The 17903-nt window shown below is 60.7% G+C and carries 13 protein-coding genes; 5 read left to right on the forward strand and 8 right to left on the reverse strand.

Annotation, left to right across the window (positions count from 1 at the left end; translation table 11 throughout):
* Positions 1-109 precede the first annotated feature (109 nt).
* Positions 110-1420, forward strand: coding sequence for a guanine deaminase (gene guaD / locus GMO_RS08375; protein ID WP_040508740.1), 1311 nt, complete (start codon positions 110-112; stop codon positions 1418-1420).
* Here guaD and GMO_RS08380 read toward each other — a convergent pair.
* The 5 genes from GMO_RS08380 to GMO_RS08400 are packed head-to-tail and all read right to left on the reverse strand — an operon-like array spanning position 1328 to position 6102.
* On the reverse strand, positions 1328-2875 hold the full coding sequence (locus tag GMO_RS08380) for a nucleobase:cation symporter-2 family protein (RefSeq protein WP_008851929.1): 1548 nt from the start codon (positions 2873-2875) through the stop codon (positions 1328-1330). The genes guaD and GMO_RS08380 overlap by 93 nt on opposite strands.
* Before the next feature lie 8 nt (positions 2876-2883).
* Positions 2884-3216, reverse strand: coding sequence for a hydroxyisourate hydrolase (uraH, locus tag GMO_RS08385; RefSeq protein ID WP_008851930.1), 333 nt, complete (start codon positions 3214-3216; stop codon positions 2884-2886).
* The gene (gene uraD, locus GMO_RS08390) at positions 3213-3740 is read right to left on the reverse strand and encodes a 2-oxo-4-hydroxy-4-carboxy-5-ureidoimidazoline decarboxylase (RefSeq protein ID WP_008851931.1); all 528 of its coding nucleotides are present in this window, start codon (positions 3738-3740) and stop codon (positions 3213-3215) included. The genes uraH and uraD overlap by 4 nt, the downstream gene beginning before the upstream one ends.
* On the reverse strand, positions 3737-4633 hold the full coding sequence (gene puuE, locus GMO_RS08395) for an allantoinase PuuE (RefSeq protein ID WP_040508819.1): 897 nt from the start codon (positions 4631-4633) through the stop codon (positions 3737-3739). Before puuE ends, uraD begins: the two co-directional genes overlap by 4 nt.
* Positions 4634-4656: 23 nt before the next feature.
* Entirely contained in the window at positions 4657-6102 is a 1446-nt protein-coding gene (locus GMO_RS08400) for a SidA/IucD/PvdA family monooxygenase (RefSeq protein ID WP_040508820.1), read from the reverse strand.
* Between the two features lie 175 nt (positions 6103-6277).
* Here GMO_RS08400 and GMO_RS08405 point away from each other — a divergent pair, with 175 nt between their 5' ends.
* From GMO_RS08405 to GMO_RS08415, 3 genes are all read left to right on the forward strand, one after another.
* Positions 6278-7183, forward strand: coding sequence for a LysR family transcriptional regulator (locus GMO_RS08405; protein ID WP_008851934.1), 906 nt, complete (start codon positions 6278-6280; stop codon positions 7181-7183).
* 172 nt (positions 7184-7355) lie between these two features.
* Positions 7356-9692: a TonB-dependent receptor gene (locus GMO_RS08410; protein ID WP_008851935.1), complete on the forward strand. Its 2337-nt coding sequence runs from the start codon at positions 7356-7358 to the stop codon at positions 9690-9692.
* A 153-nt stretch (positions 9693-9845) separates the two neighbouring features.
* Positions 9846-10337 carry a cupin domain-containing protein gene (locus GMO_RS08415; RefSeq protein ID WP_008851936.1) on the forward strand — a complete coding sequence of 164 codons (492 nt, stop codon included), beginning with the start codon at positions 9846-9848 and terminating at the stop codon, positions 10335-10337.
* 321 nt (positions 10338-10658) lie between these two features.
* Here the strand turns inward: GMO_RS08415 and GMO_RS08425 are convergent, their stop codons facing one another.
* A complete protein-coding gene (locus tag GMO_RS08425; protein WP_040508742.1) occupies positions 10659-12797 on the reverse strand; it encodes a protein-disulfide reductase DsbD family protein in 2139 nt (712 codons plus the stop codon).
* 323 nt (positions 12798-13120) lie between these two features.
* Between GMO_RS08425 and GMO_RS08435 the strand changes: the two genes are divergently transcribed.
* Positions 13121-15658 (forward strand): mechanosensitive ion channel domain-containing protein, encoded by a 2538-nt coding sequence (locus GMO_RS08435; protein ID WP_245528464.1) that lies wholly within the window; start codon positions 13121-13123, stop codon positions 15656-15658.
* 64 nt (positions 15659-15722) lie between these two features.
* On the opposite strand, the gene GMO_RS08440 is transcribed toward GMO_RS08435, so the two are convergent.
* On the reverse strand, positions 15723-16952 hold the full coding sequence (locus tag GMO_RS08440) for a YncE family protein (RefSeq protein WP_008851941.1): 1230 nt from the start codon (positions 16950-16952) through the stop codon (positions 15723-15725).
* Positions 16949-17830 carry a creatininase family protein gene (locus GMO_RS08445; protein WP_008851942.1) on the reverse strand — a complete coding sequence of 294 codons (882 nt, stop codon included), beginning with the start codon at positions 17828-17830 and terminating at the stop codon, positions 16949-16951. The genes GMO_RS08440 and GMO_RS08445 overlap by 4 nt, the downstream gene beginning before the upstream one ends.
* Positions 17831-17903: the final 73 nt, after the last annotated feature.

The following is a 17903-nucleotide window of genomic DNA, read 5'->3' on the forward strand; positions in this document are numbered from 1 at the left end:
TTCCCGGCAAGGGGAACAGAATGATGGACTGTTTCCTAATTCTCAACCCCAGTTCCCATGGTTCCGGTGCCGCTTCCCCAATTCGCGGAACATGCGATAGGCTGTTGGCATGAGCCAGACCACTGCCATTCGTGGCCCTTTCCTGACCTTTCGCGCCGACCCGTTTGAAACCGATCCGATGGAGGCCATCCTTCATGAATCGGATGGCCTGATCCTTATCCGGGAAGGACGGATTGTCACCGCTGGCTCCTGGGACGACCTGCACCATCAGGTTCCGTCTTCCACAGCCGTCACGCACTATCCGGATAAACTGATCTCCGCCGGGATGGTGGACACACACGTCCATTACCCGCAGCTCCCGATCATCGCCTCCTATGGCGAACAGCTTCTGGAATGGCTGGAACAATACGTCTTTCCGGCAGAAGCCCGGTTCGGTGACCTGACCTATGCCCGGGCGGTCGCCCGCACATTCCTGAAGGAACTCCTGCGCGTCGGCACGACGACGGCTGCCGTGTACTGCACGGTCCATCCGCAGTCCGTCGAAGCCTTTTTCGAGGAATCCGAACGGCTCAATACCTGCATGATCGCCGGGAAAGTCCTGATGGACCGCAACGCGCCGGATAACCTGCGCGATACGGCCCAGAGCGGCTACGACCAGTCCGCCGCCCTGATCGAACGCTGGCACGGACGCGGACGACAGCTCTATGCCGTCACGCCCCGCTTTGCACCGACCAGCACACCCGAACAGCTGGATCTTGCCGGCGCGCTCCTTGCCTCGCACGATGACCTGTTCATGCAGACGCATCTTCTGGAAAATCACTCGGAAAACGCCTGGGTGCGCGAACTCTTTCCCGATCGCGCGTCCTATCTGGACGTCTATGACAAGGCCGGCCTGCTGCGCCCGCGCTCCATCCTCGCCCATGCGGTTCACGCACAGGAGGCGGACTTCCAGCGCTGCCACGATACAGGATGCACGATTGCCCATTGCCCGGGATCCAACCAGTTTCTTGGCAGCGGGTCGTTCCCCCTCTTCAGGGCCCTTGATCCGAAGCGGCGGGTCAGGACCGGCATTGGCAGTGACATCGGGGCAGGACCGGCGCTGTCACTGCTTCAGGTCCTCTCCGACGCATACAAGGTCGCGCAGGGGCTGGGAACGAAACTCCATCCGGCACAAGGGCTGTGGCTGGCAACGGCTGGTGGTGCGCAGGCACTGGGCCTTCAGGACAGGATCGGCACGATCGCTCCCGGCTTCCATGCCGATCTGTGCGTTTTCGACCCCGCCGCGACCCCGCTCGGAAAAATCCGCAACCAGACAGCGGAAAGCCTGTCAGATGTCCTTTTTGCCCTGACCATGCTCGGTGATGACCGAAGCATCGCCGCAACTTACGTCGCCGGACAAAGACTCCATACCCGCGACTGAATTACTGCGCGGGTGGTGGCGCCCCAGTCCCGCGCCCGGAGCGTCTTCCGTGCGCGTTCCGGTCAGGATGCTCTCATTCGGCAGGTCATCGGGCGACAGTTCAGCCTCGGACAGGTCCGTCAGCGTCCGGCGCACATTGAACAGCAGATGCAGGCCAATGGCCGCCAGTGATCCCAGCGTGATCCCGCTGCCAAATACGATTTTCGCCCACATCGGAAACGTATCGGCAATATGGGGCTGCGCCGTGGCCAGCATGCCCAGGCCCACACTGGTGCCTACGATGATGACATTGCTCTGACGGTCAAAATCCACCCGTGACAGGGTCTGGATCCCCACGACCGCTACGGTCGCGAACATTGCCAGGGCCGCACCGCCCAGAACGGGCAGCGGAACCGCCGCCACAAGAGCCCCGAGCCGGGGCAGACAGCCCAGCAGCATCATGATGACAGCCGCCGCCGCAACCACCCACCGGCTTTTCACACCCGTCATGCGGACAAGACCGACATTCTCCGCAAAGCAGGTATAAGGAAAGGAATTGAGAATGCCCCCCAGCGTGGTGGCAATACCATCCGCCCGCAGGGTCCGTGCCACATCCTCGGACGTGATCCGTTTTTCCACGATCTCCCCGGTCGCATACACATTCCCTATGGTTTCGATCATGGAGATGGTCATGACAATTACCATCGACAGGATCGAGACCGGATGAAAGCTTGGCATCCCGAAATAGAACGGCCTGGTGACCGAAAAAAGCGGCGCGGTCGCAATATCTCCAAACCGCGCATCCCCCAGGCACCATGCCACAACCGTCCCCAGCGCCAGTCCGATCAGAACGGCAATCGTGGCGATAAAACCCCGGAACAGCCTCTGGATGACGAGGATCGACGCCAGCGTTCCCAGCCCGTAGCAGATGCTTCTCAGAGGAACAGGGTCCTGAATGACAGTCGGCCCGGCGCCAGACACGATATCGTTGGCCGCCACGGGCAGAAGGGCCAGACCGATGATGAGAATGATCGATCCCGTCACGACCGGCGGGAAAAACCGTACCAGCCCGGCAAAATGCCGCGCCATGAGAAAGGTGATGATCCCCGCGACGATGACGGAACCATAAATGGACAGAAGTCCCGGCACCCCACCGCCGACAGCCGAACCAATGGCGATCATCGGGCCCACAGCCGTAAAGGTCACGCCCTGCAGCAGCGGCAGACGCACACCGACCGGACCAATCCCGACCGCCTGTAGCAGCGAAGCAATGCCGCAGGTGAACAGGTCCGCGTCAATCAGGTGAATCAGCGTCTCCCGCGAGAGGTGAAGGGCACCCGCCACAAGAATCGGGACAATGACCGCCGCCGAATAGAACGCCAGGACATGCTGGAAGCCATAGGCTCCCAGCCGCCAGAAGGGCAACTTCTCGTCAACGGGATGAACGGAAGACGGCGCAGAGCGGTCATCTGTCATCAGTTCTCTCAGCTTCCGCGATAGGTGGAATATCCATATGGCGCGGCCAGAAGCGGAACATGCGCGTGCGTGTCCTCCCCAAGACCGAACACGATCGGCACCACATCAAGGAAAGGCGGATCGGACAGCACCTGTCCTTTCGCGCGAAAATAATCCCCTATGGAAAATTCCAGCCGGTACGTCCCTTTGCCGAGCAGGACATTGCGCAACTCGGTGCAACGCCCATCTTCGTTCGTCCGCCCTTCAAACAGGACGGCATCGCCGGCGTAGAGGCGAAACGCCACATGCGCCGCCGGCGTGCCTGCAACGGTGTCAAGAACATGCGTGGAGAGAGAGCTCATGATTCAACCAGATCCTTCAGGCGCAGACCGGCAATGGCGTCAATCTGCAACAAAGCCTCATTCAGTTCGGCATCCGCGCCGCCATTCAGGCGCCGCTCCATTTCGTCCATAATGACCGTTTTGGGCGGACGCCCCTGTGCCGCCACGCGCCGCACACAGATAACGAACGGCATGGCAAATTTATCATGATACAGGTCATTCAGCGCCCGGAACCGCTCATATTCTGCCGGCGTCAGGCGGTCCAGGCCAGCAGATGCCTGTTCGGACGTGGATTCCGCCGTGAGGTCGGGGTCCACGCCAGCCCTGTGACCAAGTTCCGGATGCGACCGCACAAGCGCTTTCTGCGCGGTCGGACCTGCATCCCGCACGGCTTTCGACAGGGCCCGCAGCATAGCATCCACGTCGGCAAAGGGACGAGCCTGCGCAGCCGCTTCCGCTACCCAGGGAGAATGTTCGTAAAGCGCGCCGAACGTCCGGATGAAATCCTCCACAGACAGGGCATTCACATCTGCAATGGACATCATGCCGGATGGACTTTCTGCCAGTGCCGGGCAATGTCGAGGCGCGTGGCGACCCACACATCCTCATGCTTCCGCAGATGCTCGATGAACCGCATCAGCCCCGCCGCCCGGGCTGGCTTGCCCGCCAGACGGCAATGCAGCCCGATCGACAGCATCCGTCCTCCTTCGCGATACAGCACATCGAACGCATCCCGCAGATAGACGAAGAACTGCTCGCCTTCCGTGAAACCGTTGAGGGCCGCAAATTTCATGTCATTCGCATCGAGCGTATACGGCACGATCAGTTGCGGATGCCCACTGCTCCGGTCGTAATACGGCAGCTCATCGGCATAAGAATCGGCGTCATAAACGAAGCCGCCTTCCTCCGCGACCAGACGCGCCGTGTTCGGGCTGGTCCGCCCCTGATACCAGCCAAGCGGACGCTCTCCCACGACTTTCGTATGGATGGCGATCGCCTCGCGGATATGGTCGCGTTCCACGTCTTCCGGGAAATCCTGATAGTCGATCCAGCGCAGACCGTGAGAGGCAATTTCCCACACACTGTCCTTCATGGCCGCCACGGCATCTGGATTGCGTTCCAGCGCCTTTGCCACGCCAAACACCGTCAGCGGCAGTTTCGCTTCATCAAAGATCCGGCGCAGGCGCCAGAACCCGACACGACTGCCATATTCATACAGGCTTTCCATCTGCGCACAGCGCGCGCCAATGATGGATTTCGTACCAATCATTTCAGATAGGAACGCTTCCGATCCTGCATCACCATGCAGGATGGAGTTTTCGGCTCCTTCCTCATAGTTGATGACGAACTGGACGGCGATGCGAGCGCCATTGGGCCATTGCGGATCGGGTGGCGTTGCGCCGTAGCCGATCATGTCACGCGGGTAAGAGCTGCTCATGGGGTCTGCCTTTTCCTGCACTTTCATTCGGTCGGCGGATCAAGGCTGATCAGTTCTTCCGTATCGTAGGACAGAAGACTGTTCAGATGCTTTTCCCCATCCTCAACGAAGAGGTCGCGCGCGATGCCCCGTGTCAGCTTTTCCACACCGAAACGCATTCCGCTGATGGATGCCCCCGAAAGACCCATGCTCGGCATCGCTCCGAACGTGAAGTTGTAGATCGCCGCCAGCATGGGCGCCTTCGGGTCCGACGGATCTTTCGGAAGGAACTCGAAACGGCTGCCAAGATAGGGATGACTGGACAGAAGCTCGCTCTCCTCGCCCTCAGGCGGCGTGAAACAGTCCCGCCACAGAAGGACGGAACCTGCGAAATCCTTCGTTTCCGGACGCTGCGTCAGGTCAATGGAGAAACCCGTCCCGATGATGAGATAGTCGAAGCGCATCTCGCCCTGCGGCGTCGTGACGACAACCTCGTTCCCGTCCATGCGCGTCGCCGTCCAAGGCATACCTGGATGGAAAGCAAAATTCTCATGGCGGCGGCAGCGCCAGAACGTATCCTGCGGCGGAGGCTGGTTCAGGTTGTAGATGCAGCGCATGAAGCGCCAGCGCGTCAGATCCGGCAGTTCGGAGAAATGCGCGAGGAAACCGGCATTCTCCATCCAGCGATATGGGTTGATGGCCGGGATTTTCGCGCGGCGCAGACAGAGATCCACGCGCCCTGCCCCTTTTTCCAGTGCGGTTGCAGCATTGTCGAAGGCGGATGCTCCCGCACCGAGAACACCAATCCGCTTGCCTTTCAGGGCCTCGAAATCAATGTCTTCATGTGTATGGGCATAAACGGATTTCGGCAGCGAACCTGAGACAAAAGATGGAACGTGCCACGTGCCACCGCCCTCGATTCCGGTCGCCAGTACCATACGCCGCGCCCAGCGCCGTGTTTCCTTCCCTGCACTGTCACGGAAGGTCAGGCGCAGAAGACCGTCCTGCCAGTCGGTATGAACCAGTTCCTGATCGTTCGTGACGGGAATCTCCAGAACGTCCCGCAGCCAGTCGAGATAGGCCTGCCAGTCCTGACGGGAAATCTTGTCCAGTTTTTCCCAGGCTTCAGCACCATAACGCGCTTCGTACCAGGATTGCGGCGTCAGGCTGGGAATCCCCAGATCCGGCCCCGTGACATGCTTGGGCGTGCGCAGGGTGATCATACGCGCGAACGTCACCCACGGGCCTTCTCCGCCTCTTTTCGCTTTTTCGAAGACTTCCACATTCGTCACCCCGAGGCGACGCAGGCCGAAACAGGCCGTCTGGCCGCCCTGTCCCGCACCGATCACGGCGACATCGAGAACCTTTTCCCCTTCCCGCTCCAGCGGGACAGACCAGTTGCCGGTTGCATAACGGATCCTGGCCAGATCATCCCGCACACGCGCTGAAAGCGCAGCCAGGGCGTCAGCCGGGGAAGAAGCAGTTGTCATGGTGTCATATCCCAAAGAACCAGCACGGCGTCCCCTCTATCCTGATGGAAATCAAAGGAACTTCCCGTGTGTAAAAAGATCGCGGTGCGACCGGGCGGGATAGTTTCATAGAGCCCTTTCATCGTATATCCCATAAAAGCGTCTTTTCTGTTCGCAAAATAAGAGCGGATGACCCATGCCTGTCTTTTCGCGTTTTCTCCGGTACTTTCTCGCAGTGGCCCAGTACGGCTCGATCCGGAAAGCCTCCGAACATCTCCGGATCGCGGCATCCGCCATCGACCGGCAGATCCTTCACGGCGAGGAAGCCTTCGGCACACCTCTGTTCGAGCGCCTTCCCAGCGGGCTGCGCCTGACCGCCACAGGGGAGCTGCTCTATACCCACGGCAAACGGTGGCGGCAGGACTTCGGAAACCTGCGCACCCAGATCGAGGACATGCGCGGCCTGCGCCGGGGACAGGTAGACATCGCGGTCCCTGATGCACTGGCCCGGGGTTTTCTGCCGCGCCTGCTCAAGAATCTTCGCGGCACGCATCCCGGCATCAGCATCTGCACACATGTCCTGGAGAACAAGAACATCCTGCATGACCTCATCGCCGGAGATGTGGATGTGGCCCTGCTGCTGAATCCGACCCATGCGCGCGGACTGCTCGTGCGGGCCCATGCGGAATTTCCACTCGGCTTCGTCTGCCTGCCGGATCATCCGCTCGCAAAAAAAACCAGCGCACGCTTCAGCGCCTGCGTTGAATATCCGATGATCATGCCCTCCCCTCCACTGGCCCTGCACCGGCAGATCGAAATCCTCGAGATCGACAGCAACCTCAGCGTTCAGCCCGTGACGTCATCGGACAACATCCAGATGATCAAATCCCTCGTCTGTGAGGGAATCGGCGTTGCGATCCTCAGCAAACTGGACGTGATGGATGAGCTAACCCGCAAGGAACTGGCCTTCATTCCGATTTCCAATCGCGAACTGTCTCCCCTGACCCTGGCTCTCTGCGTCGATCATTCCCGACAGCTTTCCGGCGCGGCCCGCCTTGTCATTTCCGAAATCGAAAAGGAATTCCTGGCTCCTCGTTCCTGAAAAACCGCTTCTTTCCGCGATATGCGTACCCACAGGGAAAGGCCATTCTCAAAATAGCAACTCCTGGATGCTATTTTTATCTTTGGAGCGAATAGGCTCTAGCCATTAGATTTATGTTTCGAATAAATACCATTCCCTGAATGAACCTTTTGCGAAACAGGAACCGGGCAGCATGAAAGAAAACCGTTGGTACACGGGATATCGGCGTCGCCTTTTTGCAGTTTCATGTCTGGCAGGCAGTGTCTTTGCCGGCCTTTCCACCTCTGCCCGTGCCGACGACCACACCCGCCAGGCTTCTTCCCGCCATCACGCCAGACCCTCCCGCTCCGCAACGGCTCTTCCCTCTGCCCGCCCTGCTCTTCCACGGCCCGCTACCCGTCGCCCTCATGCCGTTGACAGCCAGGACGACGAGACGGTTTCCGTCCGCTCTTCACGCACCGCCCTGAATGGCGGCGGTGGCATGATGCGCATCGAAACCGCGCCACGCACCGTCCAGACCATCGGCAAGCAGTTCATCGACATGCGCAGCCCGACCAGCACGGCGCTTGACCTCGTCCAGAACCTGCCGAGCCTGAACGTTACCACTCCGGATTCTTCCGGCATGGAAGGCGGCCAGATCCAGTCCCGTGGCCTGACCGACCTTGACATGGGTCTAATGATGGATGGCGCGCCTGCTGCAGCGGCGAAATACCTGACCGAAAACGTCGATTCCGAGAACCTCGAAAACGTCAGCGTTACGCCCGGTTCCTCCGCCACGGACCTTCCGGTGATGTCCGCCGCCGGTGGCGTCATGATGGAAACGACACGCACGCCTTCGAAAAAATTCGGCGGCATGACGGATTTCTCCTACGGCACCAACAACCTGTCGCGTGAGTTCATCCGCCTTGACTCAGGTGAGATCGGCCATAGCGGCGTGCGCGGTTACTTCTCGTTCTCGAACAGCCATGCACGCTCATGGATGGGCGCGGGCATCAACCAGCGCAAACATATTGATTTCGGCCTTCAGAAAGACTGGCAGAACGGCTCGAACGCCAAGTTCTTCCTGTCCTGGAACTCCGAAGATTTCGTCATCGACAACTACCCGACATCCGACCAGTTCTTCCGCTACAAAGACACCGGTCAGGGCTATGGCCGCACCAATGACAAAACCAGCAACAACTACTGGAAAAACAACAACGACCATTGGAACCAGATCTTCCTGACGGCACCCGTCCATATTGTGCTGCCGGCAAAATTCTCTTTCGACATCCAGCCCTATTTCAACTTCGGGCAGGGCTGGGACGCTTCCCCGAACGGATACACGACCGACAGCACGGGCACGACGCGCGGCCTGACCAGTTACTTCCTGCAAAACGAATACCGGCAGGTGGGCGCGGTCACGAAGCTCAACTACCAGATCGATTCCCACAACCTGTTCTCGATCGGGTACTGGTACGAAAACACACGCACCATCCAGTCCTATCCGGAAAGCTACCAGATGGCGAATGGTGCGGCGGCGAGCCCGAACTGGGCACAGTATCTTATCACTGCGGGCGACCAGCAGAATGCCGGTTACGAGATTCACTCCCTTTTCGTGCATGACACCGCGAAATACCTGCACGACCATCTGACCGTGGACGCTGGCTTCAAGTTCGTCATGACAAATATCTGGAACAAGGATTATTACGGCCGTCAGGAAGCGAACAGGACGGCTCCCCTGCCCCAGCTTTCCATCGGCTACCGTTTCGACAACCATCATCAGATCTACCTGAACGTCGAGGGGGACTACCGCCAGCCCAGCGCCGTCGATCTCGGCTGGCTGTACACCAGCGTCGCCATCCCCAAGAACCAATATTCCATCAAGGAAGAACTCGGTTACCGCTATCATGACGACCACATCATCGCAGATGTCTCGTTCTTCAACTATAACGTCACGAACCGCATCGTGGATCAGTATGTCGGCATGAACAGCTACAAGCCGTTCAACATCGGCAACCAGCAGATGCGCGGCTTCGACGTCATGGTCGCCGCACGGCCGATCCATGGCTTCAGCCCCTATGCGTCGGTCGAGTACCTGCACGCAACCCAGGACAGCAACGTGTTCGATCCCTATCTGAACACAATGATCCACTCCAAGGGTACGCAGGCCATCATGGCCCCGCATGTCATCGCGAATTTCGGTCTGACCTATACCTACAAGGGCTTCTTCGCGAACGGCGCCGTCCACTATACCGGCCCGCAGTCAGTCAGCGTGGCAGGAGACCAGCGCATTCCGGGTTACGTCACGAACACACTCTCCCTCGGGTATCACTTCAAGCCGTTCATGTTCGCCAAGTCCCCGACCTTCAAGCTGAACTTCACGAACCTGACCGGCTCCATCGTGCGGACCGGTGCCATGGGCGCAGTTTACAGCGCGAAAGACCCGAGCACCGTCTACAGCGGGAACATGGCGTCCTACACGGGGTACGGAAACTCCTTCATGGTCGCCCCGCGCTTCACCATGACTGGCACGGTTTCCACCGCTTTCTAAGCACCCGGACCGATGGAGCGACCCTCCATCGGTCTCATCACTTTTTCCACATTCCCTCTTTATATGCAGGCCAGCGGGCCTATCCTTCCCTGTCAGACCTTCCGGGGATCAGGACCGGGGTCATAACGGCCTTCATGAAGAGGAATCCGCTGCATGTCTTTCCCGAAAATCCTTTCCGCCGTCACCCTTCTGTCCTGTTGCCTTGCAACGACAGCAGCCCTCGCCCAGACCACGGACAGCTTCGAAGCCTATACCTCTCCCGAAGCCGTAAGCTGGACGGCACCTCCTTCCATGTTCCCAAAAGGCACGCAGTTTTCCGTTCTAACAGGCGACCCCGCGAAACCGGGCCCTTTCGCCATCCGGGTCAGAATGGAACCCGGTGTCTACATCGCGCCCCATACACACAACATGGATGAAATGCTGACGGTCATCAGCGGAGACGTCCAGCATCTGGTGGGCAAGACCTTCAAAGCCTCGCGGGAGCGGGACCTGAAGGCCGGCGGCTTCGTACACCTTCCCGAGGGCGTTCCCCACTCCCTCAAAGCCGGAGCGGAAGGCGCCGTCATTCAGGTGACGGGCGTCGGACCATTCAGCATGACCTACGTCAACCCGGCAGATAATCCGGCCAGTATCAACCGGCACTGACCCACAACGCTTTTTCCATGACGGAGCCCCTGCGATGGGCCTCCGTCATGCCGGGCCGCCTTCCGTGCAGACACCAGCCCCGCTTCAGGACTGCATTGTCCCGGCCCCCATGATCGACGGGCCTGTGCCTGCCAGACATCACCCGGCTCTCTACAAAACCTTCGGCAGACGATCTGATCATGACAGACGCTGCCAGTGCCGGACCTTGGTCTTTCCGGATGTACGTCTTCACCCGGACGAAGCAGAACAGCACAACCATCCGGTAAAGCCTTGCTGCCGATCCGCGCCAGACTCCAGAACCTGTCGCGGATCAGCCTGTCCTCACTGTCCGATAGTCGAAAGAACCAGACCGGGCGTCAGGATCTGAGGCAGGACCTGTTCCGCACCGTTATCGGATGGGTAATACACATACAAAGGAACACCATCCCGGCCATGCGCCTTGAGATAGGCGGCAATGGCAGCGTTGCGGTTTGTCCAGTCCCCTTTCAGATAAGCCACATGCCGGGCACTGAAAGCCGCTTTCACGGACGATACGTCCAGCGCAACGCGCTCATTGACCATGCAGGTGATGCACCAGGATGCCGTCATGTCCACGAAGACGGGGCGGCCCTGACCGCGCAGTTCCGCCAGCCGGGCCTCGGAAAAGGGCTCGATTCCCGCCTCTGCCGTCTGCGCTGTGGTTTCCGGCTCAGGCAGGGACTGGACGTTATGGGCCAGCGCCACGCCGCAGCTGACAACACAGAGCGCCGCCACGAAACGGCAGAACAGGACTTCCCCGAAACCACCGTCACGCATGGCGCGATGCTGGCTGACACCGAAGATCCATGCCGCAAAACCCAATAGAACCAGTCCCCCGGCCGTGATCAGAACCAGATCCGCACCACGCTGAATGGCGGCCACCCACAGCAGCCAGACGCAGGTTGCGAATAGCGGAAACGCCAGAATCTGCTTGAGCATGCCCATCCAGGCGCCCGGCCGCGGCATCCGCGCCGCCAGTCCCGGAATGCCAGCCACCAAAAGATAGGGGGCCGCCAGTCCAAGCCCCATGCACAGAAAGACCAGCATCCCCACGACGGGCGGACCGCCCAGCGCTCCGGCGATCGCCACACCCATAAACGGCGCGGTGCAGGGGGTAGCCACGATCACAGCCAACAGGCCCGTCATCATGTCCCCCAGATGGCCGGTGCCGGTCTGGACCTGTCCCAGCCGTCCGGGCGTGACCTCGAAAACACCCAGCAGATTGAGCCCCATCAGGAACAGCAGCCAGCAGACGGACACGACAAATCCCGGGGACTGGAACTGGAAACCCCAGCCGGCAGCCGAACCCGCCATCCGCAGCCCGATCATGAGAAGCCCCAGAACGGCGAATGCTCCCACTACCCCCAGCGTATAGAACAGGGCACTCTGGATCTGCCGCTGCCGTCCGCTGCCGCCCATTTTCGCCAGAGACAGGGCCTTCATGGCCAGCACGGGAAACACACAGGGCATCAGGTTCAGGATCAGACCACCGATGAAGGCAAAAGCCAGAACCCTCAGCCACCCGGCCATCCCGGCAGGGACGTCAGAATTCTGCGGCACGCTGGCGGGTACTGCCTCCGGTCCTGCCTGTGAAGCGGGAACGGCCGCCGTACCTCCGACCGGTGGCTTCGCCTCGATCTGAAGAGGGCTTTCCTGCCCGGCGGCATCCCGCAGTACGACTATGCCCTTCAGGGGGGCGTCCCGATGGGCCGTTTTCAGGAATTTCAGTCCAAGAGCAACCCGCCCCTCCGAAACCCGCAACGGCTGATGCGCCACCTGATCGATCACGCCCCCATCCTGCGGCAGGAACCAGGCATCCTTCACGGCTGACGGCGACAGTCCCTGCCCCTCCAGTGTCAGGGTTCCATCACCTGCGACACTGGCCGCGAAAGGCGAAGGCAGCGGCATGGCGGCATCCGCCCGGTGAAACAGCTCCGCCTGTGCGCCAGGCGGCGCATCCCCAGAGGACGCAGGGAGCGTCAGGGTGAAGTCCCCGCTTTCAGGAATGCAGACCTGCGCACAGACGAGCCACTCCGCATGGGCTTTCAGCGTCGTCCCGCCGGAACCCTGACCCGTACTTTTCAGCGCCAGATCCTCGGGGAGCAGGACATCGTTGACATAGGCATACGACATCAGCCCGCCCTCGCTGATACGCACCGGCACCGGCCAGTGAATGGCGGAGCCCCTGCCCGTCGCCCCGTCCTGCGCCGTCACGTCCAGCGTCGGCGCATCGCCAGCATCGCCCGGGTTGATCCAGTATGTATGCCAGCCGGGTCTGAGCTGAAGATGCAGGCCGACACGAAGATGCTGGTCAGGCCCCACGGCGTCACGATCCGTGACGAGGGTGGCCGTATCGTTGGCAGACGTGACGGGGGCGCTTTCCGCTGCATGGGCGGAGACGGAACCCAGACCGACAAGCCCTGTCAGAAACAGGGCGGACATGCTGAACACTCGACGCAAGACAGTCTCATTCCGCTAATTCAGGACAGAACTGCTCCCATACCATCCTCCGCTGCGGAAGACAGGGGGTTTTTCCTTCCCGCACGGAGGGATGATCGTGTCCGGCCTTCCCGCCGGACCACTCCCCTGTGGCCTGCCAGACCTTTTCCGATGCCGAAGAAGGCGGGACACATCCATCCCCATGTGGCATGTTCAGGAGACAGGACCTGTTAGGTCCGGCCTTCAACTGCTCCTCCAGAACCGACAGGGAGGAAACAGGACGGTTCCTGTTCTCCCCCCGAAGCACATAAGGACTCATCAGGAAGATGTACCCTCCCGCCCTGCCCAGCCGTCCGGTGAACCGGCCGCGATGGATGTGGCATTCCTGCCTGACAGTTCTCCTGTTCCTGACGCCGGCTCTGCTGGCTTTCCCCGGACAGGCCACCGCAGACGCCTCCTCCTCCAGTGCGGCCAGCACGACACCAAAACTGGAAAAGCCCCTTTCACGGCAGGAAGCGCAGCAGCTCCTGAATGTGCTCAACAATCCGAAGGAGCGGGAGTCGTTCACCCATACGCTGTCCCTGATGGCGCGTGGGCTTCCCGTAGAGACGTCATCACCACAACCGGCCGCGACAGTGGCCGTCACTCCGGCCCCCAAGCCGCCCGCCGCATCCCCGAAGAAGGTTGTGGATGTGGCGCAGGTCTCGCCTGACATCCATAGCGGCCTGTCCAGCATCCGGTCACAGACCCTGACCTATGTGAACAATTTCCTGGGTCTTTTCAGCGACCTGCGCTTTGTCGGACATGAAGCCCGCAACCAGCTCAGCAACCCCCAGACTCGCAAGATCATCTTCAATGCCTTTTCCGCTGCACTGGCGGTCATGATCTGTGGGCTGGTTCTTGAGCGTGTTCTGGTCCTGACCCTTCGGCCCCATGTGGTCCAACTGACGGCGAGCGCCCAGAAGCGGGAACAGAAACCCCGTTCCGATCCAGGCAAGCTCCCCGCCGGTGCGCCGGCAGACGACACCAGCAAGACCCGCGCGGCCGATCAGAGGCGACAGGTGGAAACGCTGCGCTTTCTCGTGCGGATTCCCTATGCCCTGGGCCATTTTGCCCTCAAGGCCCTGCCGGTTCTGGCCTTTTACCTGCTGGCATGGCTCTCAACACTGATCTTCCCGTGGAGCCAGAAAACGGATGACGTCATCCTGACACTGGCCAACTGCTATGCCGGTGCGCGCTGTCTTTATCTATTCGTCGAGACAGGCTTCGCCCCCCACTCTCCCACGATCCGCCTGCTGCCTGCGAGCGACCAGACCGCTCTTCTCCTGACACGGTGGTGGAACTTCCTTGTCGCAGCACCTGCGATCATCTTCTGCCTGTCCAATCTCGGCTCGCAGTTCAACATCTCGCCCCGCGGCACGGACGCCATGATCCGCGCCATCGTGCTGGTCGAGCATATCATGATCGCCGTCTTCATCTGGCGTATCCGGCATATCGTCACGCGGGCACTCCTGCCCAACCGGAATGGCAAGACCACTGCCATGTGGGCCTTTATCGCAGCCGTGGCACGGTTGTGGTGGGTTCCGGCGATGTTCCTCGACATCTCGCTCTGGGTTGTCTGGGCCGCGCATCTGCCAGGCGGTTATCGCTGGATTCTCAGCACGACCGGCATGACAATCGGCATTCTGGTCGTTTCCCGTCTGATCGCCATTCTGGCTTACGGCCTTCAGGACCGTTTCTTCCGCGTCAATCCGGCATTGGTGGAACGCTTCCCTGAAATCCAGGAACGTGCAGACCGTTACTATCCGGTCGCCCGCGCCGTCCTGACCGGCATCATCGTTTTCCTGACCCTGCTGGCCATGACGGAAGCCTGGGGCCTGCCAACGATCAACTTCTTCCTGCACAACGCCATCGGTACCCACCTGCTGGACGCCGTTATCACCATGCTGATCGCCGTGACGGTGGCCGTGGCGATCTGGGAGACGGTCAACGCCCTGCTGGGCCAGCAGCTGACGCGCTTCGAGAAATCGGGACTGAACTCACGCGCCACGCGGCTGCGAACGGTCCTGCCCATCATCCGCACGGTGCTGCTGGCTATCATCAGCATCATCGTGACGGTCACGACCCTCTCGCAGATCGGCATCAACGTCACACCGCTGCTGACCGGTGCGGGCATCATGGGCGCCGCCATCGCCTTCGGTTCGCAGAGTCTGGTGAAAGACTTCATCACCGGGTTCTTCATGCTGGTCGAAGATGCCATTCAGGTGGGCGACTGGGTGACGACGGGCGGCGTGTCCGGAACCGTGGAAAACCTGTCCATCCGTACGGTCAAGGTCCGCGACATCAACGGGGACCTGCATATCATCCCGTTCTCGTCCGTTTCGTCCATTGCCAACACGGCGCGCGGTTACAATCAGGTGATCGTCAAGCAGCAGCTTGACCTCTCTGAAGACCTGCCGCGCGTTTCCGCCATCATGGCCAAGGTCGTCAAGGAGCTGCGGGACGACACCGTCTTCGGGCCCATGATCCTCTCCGATTACAACGACCTTGGAGTGGATAACAGCGACAGCGGCGGCGCCACGCTCCTTGGCAGCATCCGCACAGCCCCCATGATGAAATGGAAGGTCAAGCGGGAGTTCTATCGCCGCGTGGCCAACCGCTTCGCGGAGGCCAACGTCAAATTCTACACCGGCACGTCCTACTTCACGACGCCGCCGGGCGTGGCAATGCACCTTGTCAACGACAGTGCGCCCGTGCCGCCGGCCCCTGCCAATGACGTGGACGCTGCTGCACCGCCCGCCGGGAAACCGGATACGAAAAAACCGGATGGAGACTCCCATCCGGATGACAGCAAACCATCCTGATCACACCCGGCCCTGAAAGGCCGGAAAACCGGGAGGCTCCGCAAGGAACCTCCCGGTCAGCGCCTTACCGCAGGATACCGGTATGGCCCACGCTGTAACGGCCCGGCTGCGGCCAGACAGTCAGGCCATGCGGCTCGGCACCCACCGGAATCTTCCGCATCGCGCCCGTCGTGGTATCGATGGCATAGACCACATCGTCAAACCGCCCTGACAGCCAGAGCAGCTTTCCGTCCGCACTGACATTGCCCATGTCCGGGCTGCCACCACCAGGAACCAGCCAGGTCTTGATGACCTTGTCCGTCGCGAAATCGATGATGGAGACGCTGCCCGGACTGTGACGGGGGCCATGGATCCGGTGTGATCCACGGTTGGCGACATACATCACCTTGCCATCGCGGCTTGGATAGAGCCCATGTGTGCCGATACCGGTCGGGATGAAGGCGGTTTCCTTGAAGGAATCTCCATCCACCACGAATACGCCATCCGCCATCATGTCCGCGATATAGAATTTGTGTCCGTCCGGTGCGGTCAGGATGTCCTGCGGCATGCCACCCTTGGACAGGCGCAGCATGTCGAGCAGCTTCAGATTGACCGTGTCGACCTTGGCCAGATAACCGCCAAACTCACAGGTGAAGATAGCGTATCTTCCGTCGATCGAGAAATCGGCGTGGTTGACGCCCTTGCACTGCGGCGTCTCGACGGAGCCTTTCAGTTCCATCGTATGCGGATCACGGAAGTCGAGACGCTTGTGGGCCTCCGCCACCGTGATCGCGTATTTTCCGTCCGGCGTGAAATACATGTTGTAGGGATCGTCCACCTTGATGGGCGGCCCCGGCTTGGCCGTTGCCGGATCAATCGGGGTCAGGGACCCATCGGGGCGGCCTTCACTGTTGTTCGTCACCCACAGCATCCGCAGATCCCAGGACGGAACGACATGCTGCGGCGAACGTCCAACTGGGAAGGTATCCACCACCATGAAGGAGGCCGGGTCAATGACGGAAACGCTGTTTCCACGCAGGTTCGGCACGTAGATCCGGGCCGGATCATGCGCGATGGCTGGCGAAATATGGGACGGCGTCGTCTCACTGTAGATGTTGTGCGGGTCAATGACCGGCGGCATGCCCGGGATCGTCTGAATGGCTCCGGCGGAAGCTGGCGCCGCTGCGGGCTGCGTTGCATCCGCCGCGATGGGAACCATCGGAGGGGCGGGTGCGGCTTCCTGAGGCTCATCCGCCCATGCGGTGGAAAGCCCCAGCAGCGCCACGGCGGCCAGAAGAGGAGTCTTGAAGGTCATGGATGGCTCCTGTTGAAAGACTGGATGGCCGCGACGGCGGCGCGGATCTGAAGATCCGTTCCGATCTGGCCCAGTTCGGCAGTGGCATGCCGCGGGTCGCCGCCATAGACGCCCTCCGACGTGCCGGGTTTCGGGGCTTTGCGCAGCGCATCCTGACGGACCATTGACGGATCAACGGCCAGCATCAGGGACGTATCGCTCAGCTCCGCATGAAGCCCCACTTCGCTGCCATGTCCCTGCGCACACAGGGTATCGGCATACTGATGGGGAATGACGGTATAGTAATCGTGTAGCCACAGGGCGGCGGCCTGCCCTTTCCAGCTCCGGTTCAGGTCCTGCACCACCTTGCCCATGAACGTCTGGTATCCGCCGTGATCACCCAGCAGCACGATATGCCGGAACCCCTGGACACGGAAGCTCTCCGCCGCCCCGCGAAGCAGCCCCTCAAAAACGGCAGGCGGAATGGAAATCGTACCCGGAAAGCGCATGTGGGAGGTGCGCGGCGTGGTCGAGCCTTCCGGCACATAGGCTATGACGGGCGCCACCAGCGTATGGCCAATCTGTGCGGCAATGATATCGGCCAGAACCTGCGCCCGGACATCATGCTTGCCAACGGCCATATAAGGCCCGCTCTGCTCTGTGCCGCCGACAGGGATGATGATGGTTGTGGTGCCCTCCCGAATGGCGTTTGCGACCTCCACCCAGCTCTGGCATGCGAACTCGACCTGTCCCGCCAGCCCCGTGCAGTGCGGCGGCACCTGGGAAGACAGTTGACGATCAACCGGCTTCTGGGCGTGCGCCTGTGAAAACAGGCAGAGCGCCGCGACCGTAACCGCCAGAACAGCCCTCACACGGCCGGGATGGAACAGACAGGACATAATGTTCAGGTCACCCGCTACGAAACGAGCCTCTCCCTACTCTATAAGAGGCAGTCTTTTCCAGAGTGCGCGG

This window comes from Gluconobacter morbifer G707, assembly GCF_000234355.1.
Classification (GTDB): Bacteria; Pseudomonadota; Alphaproteobacteria; order Acetobacterales; family Acetobacteraceae; genus Gluconobacter; species Gluconobacter morbifer.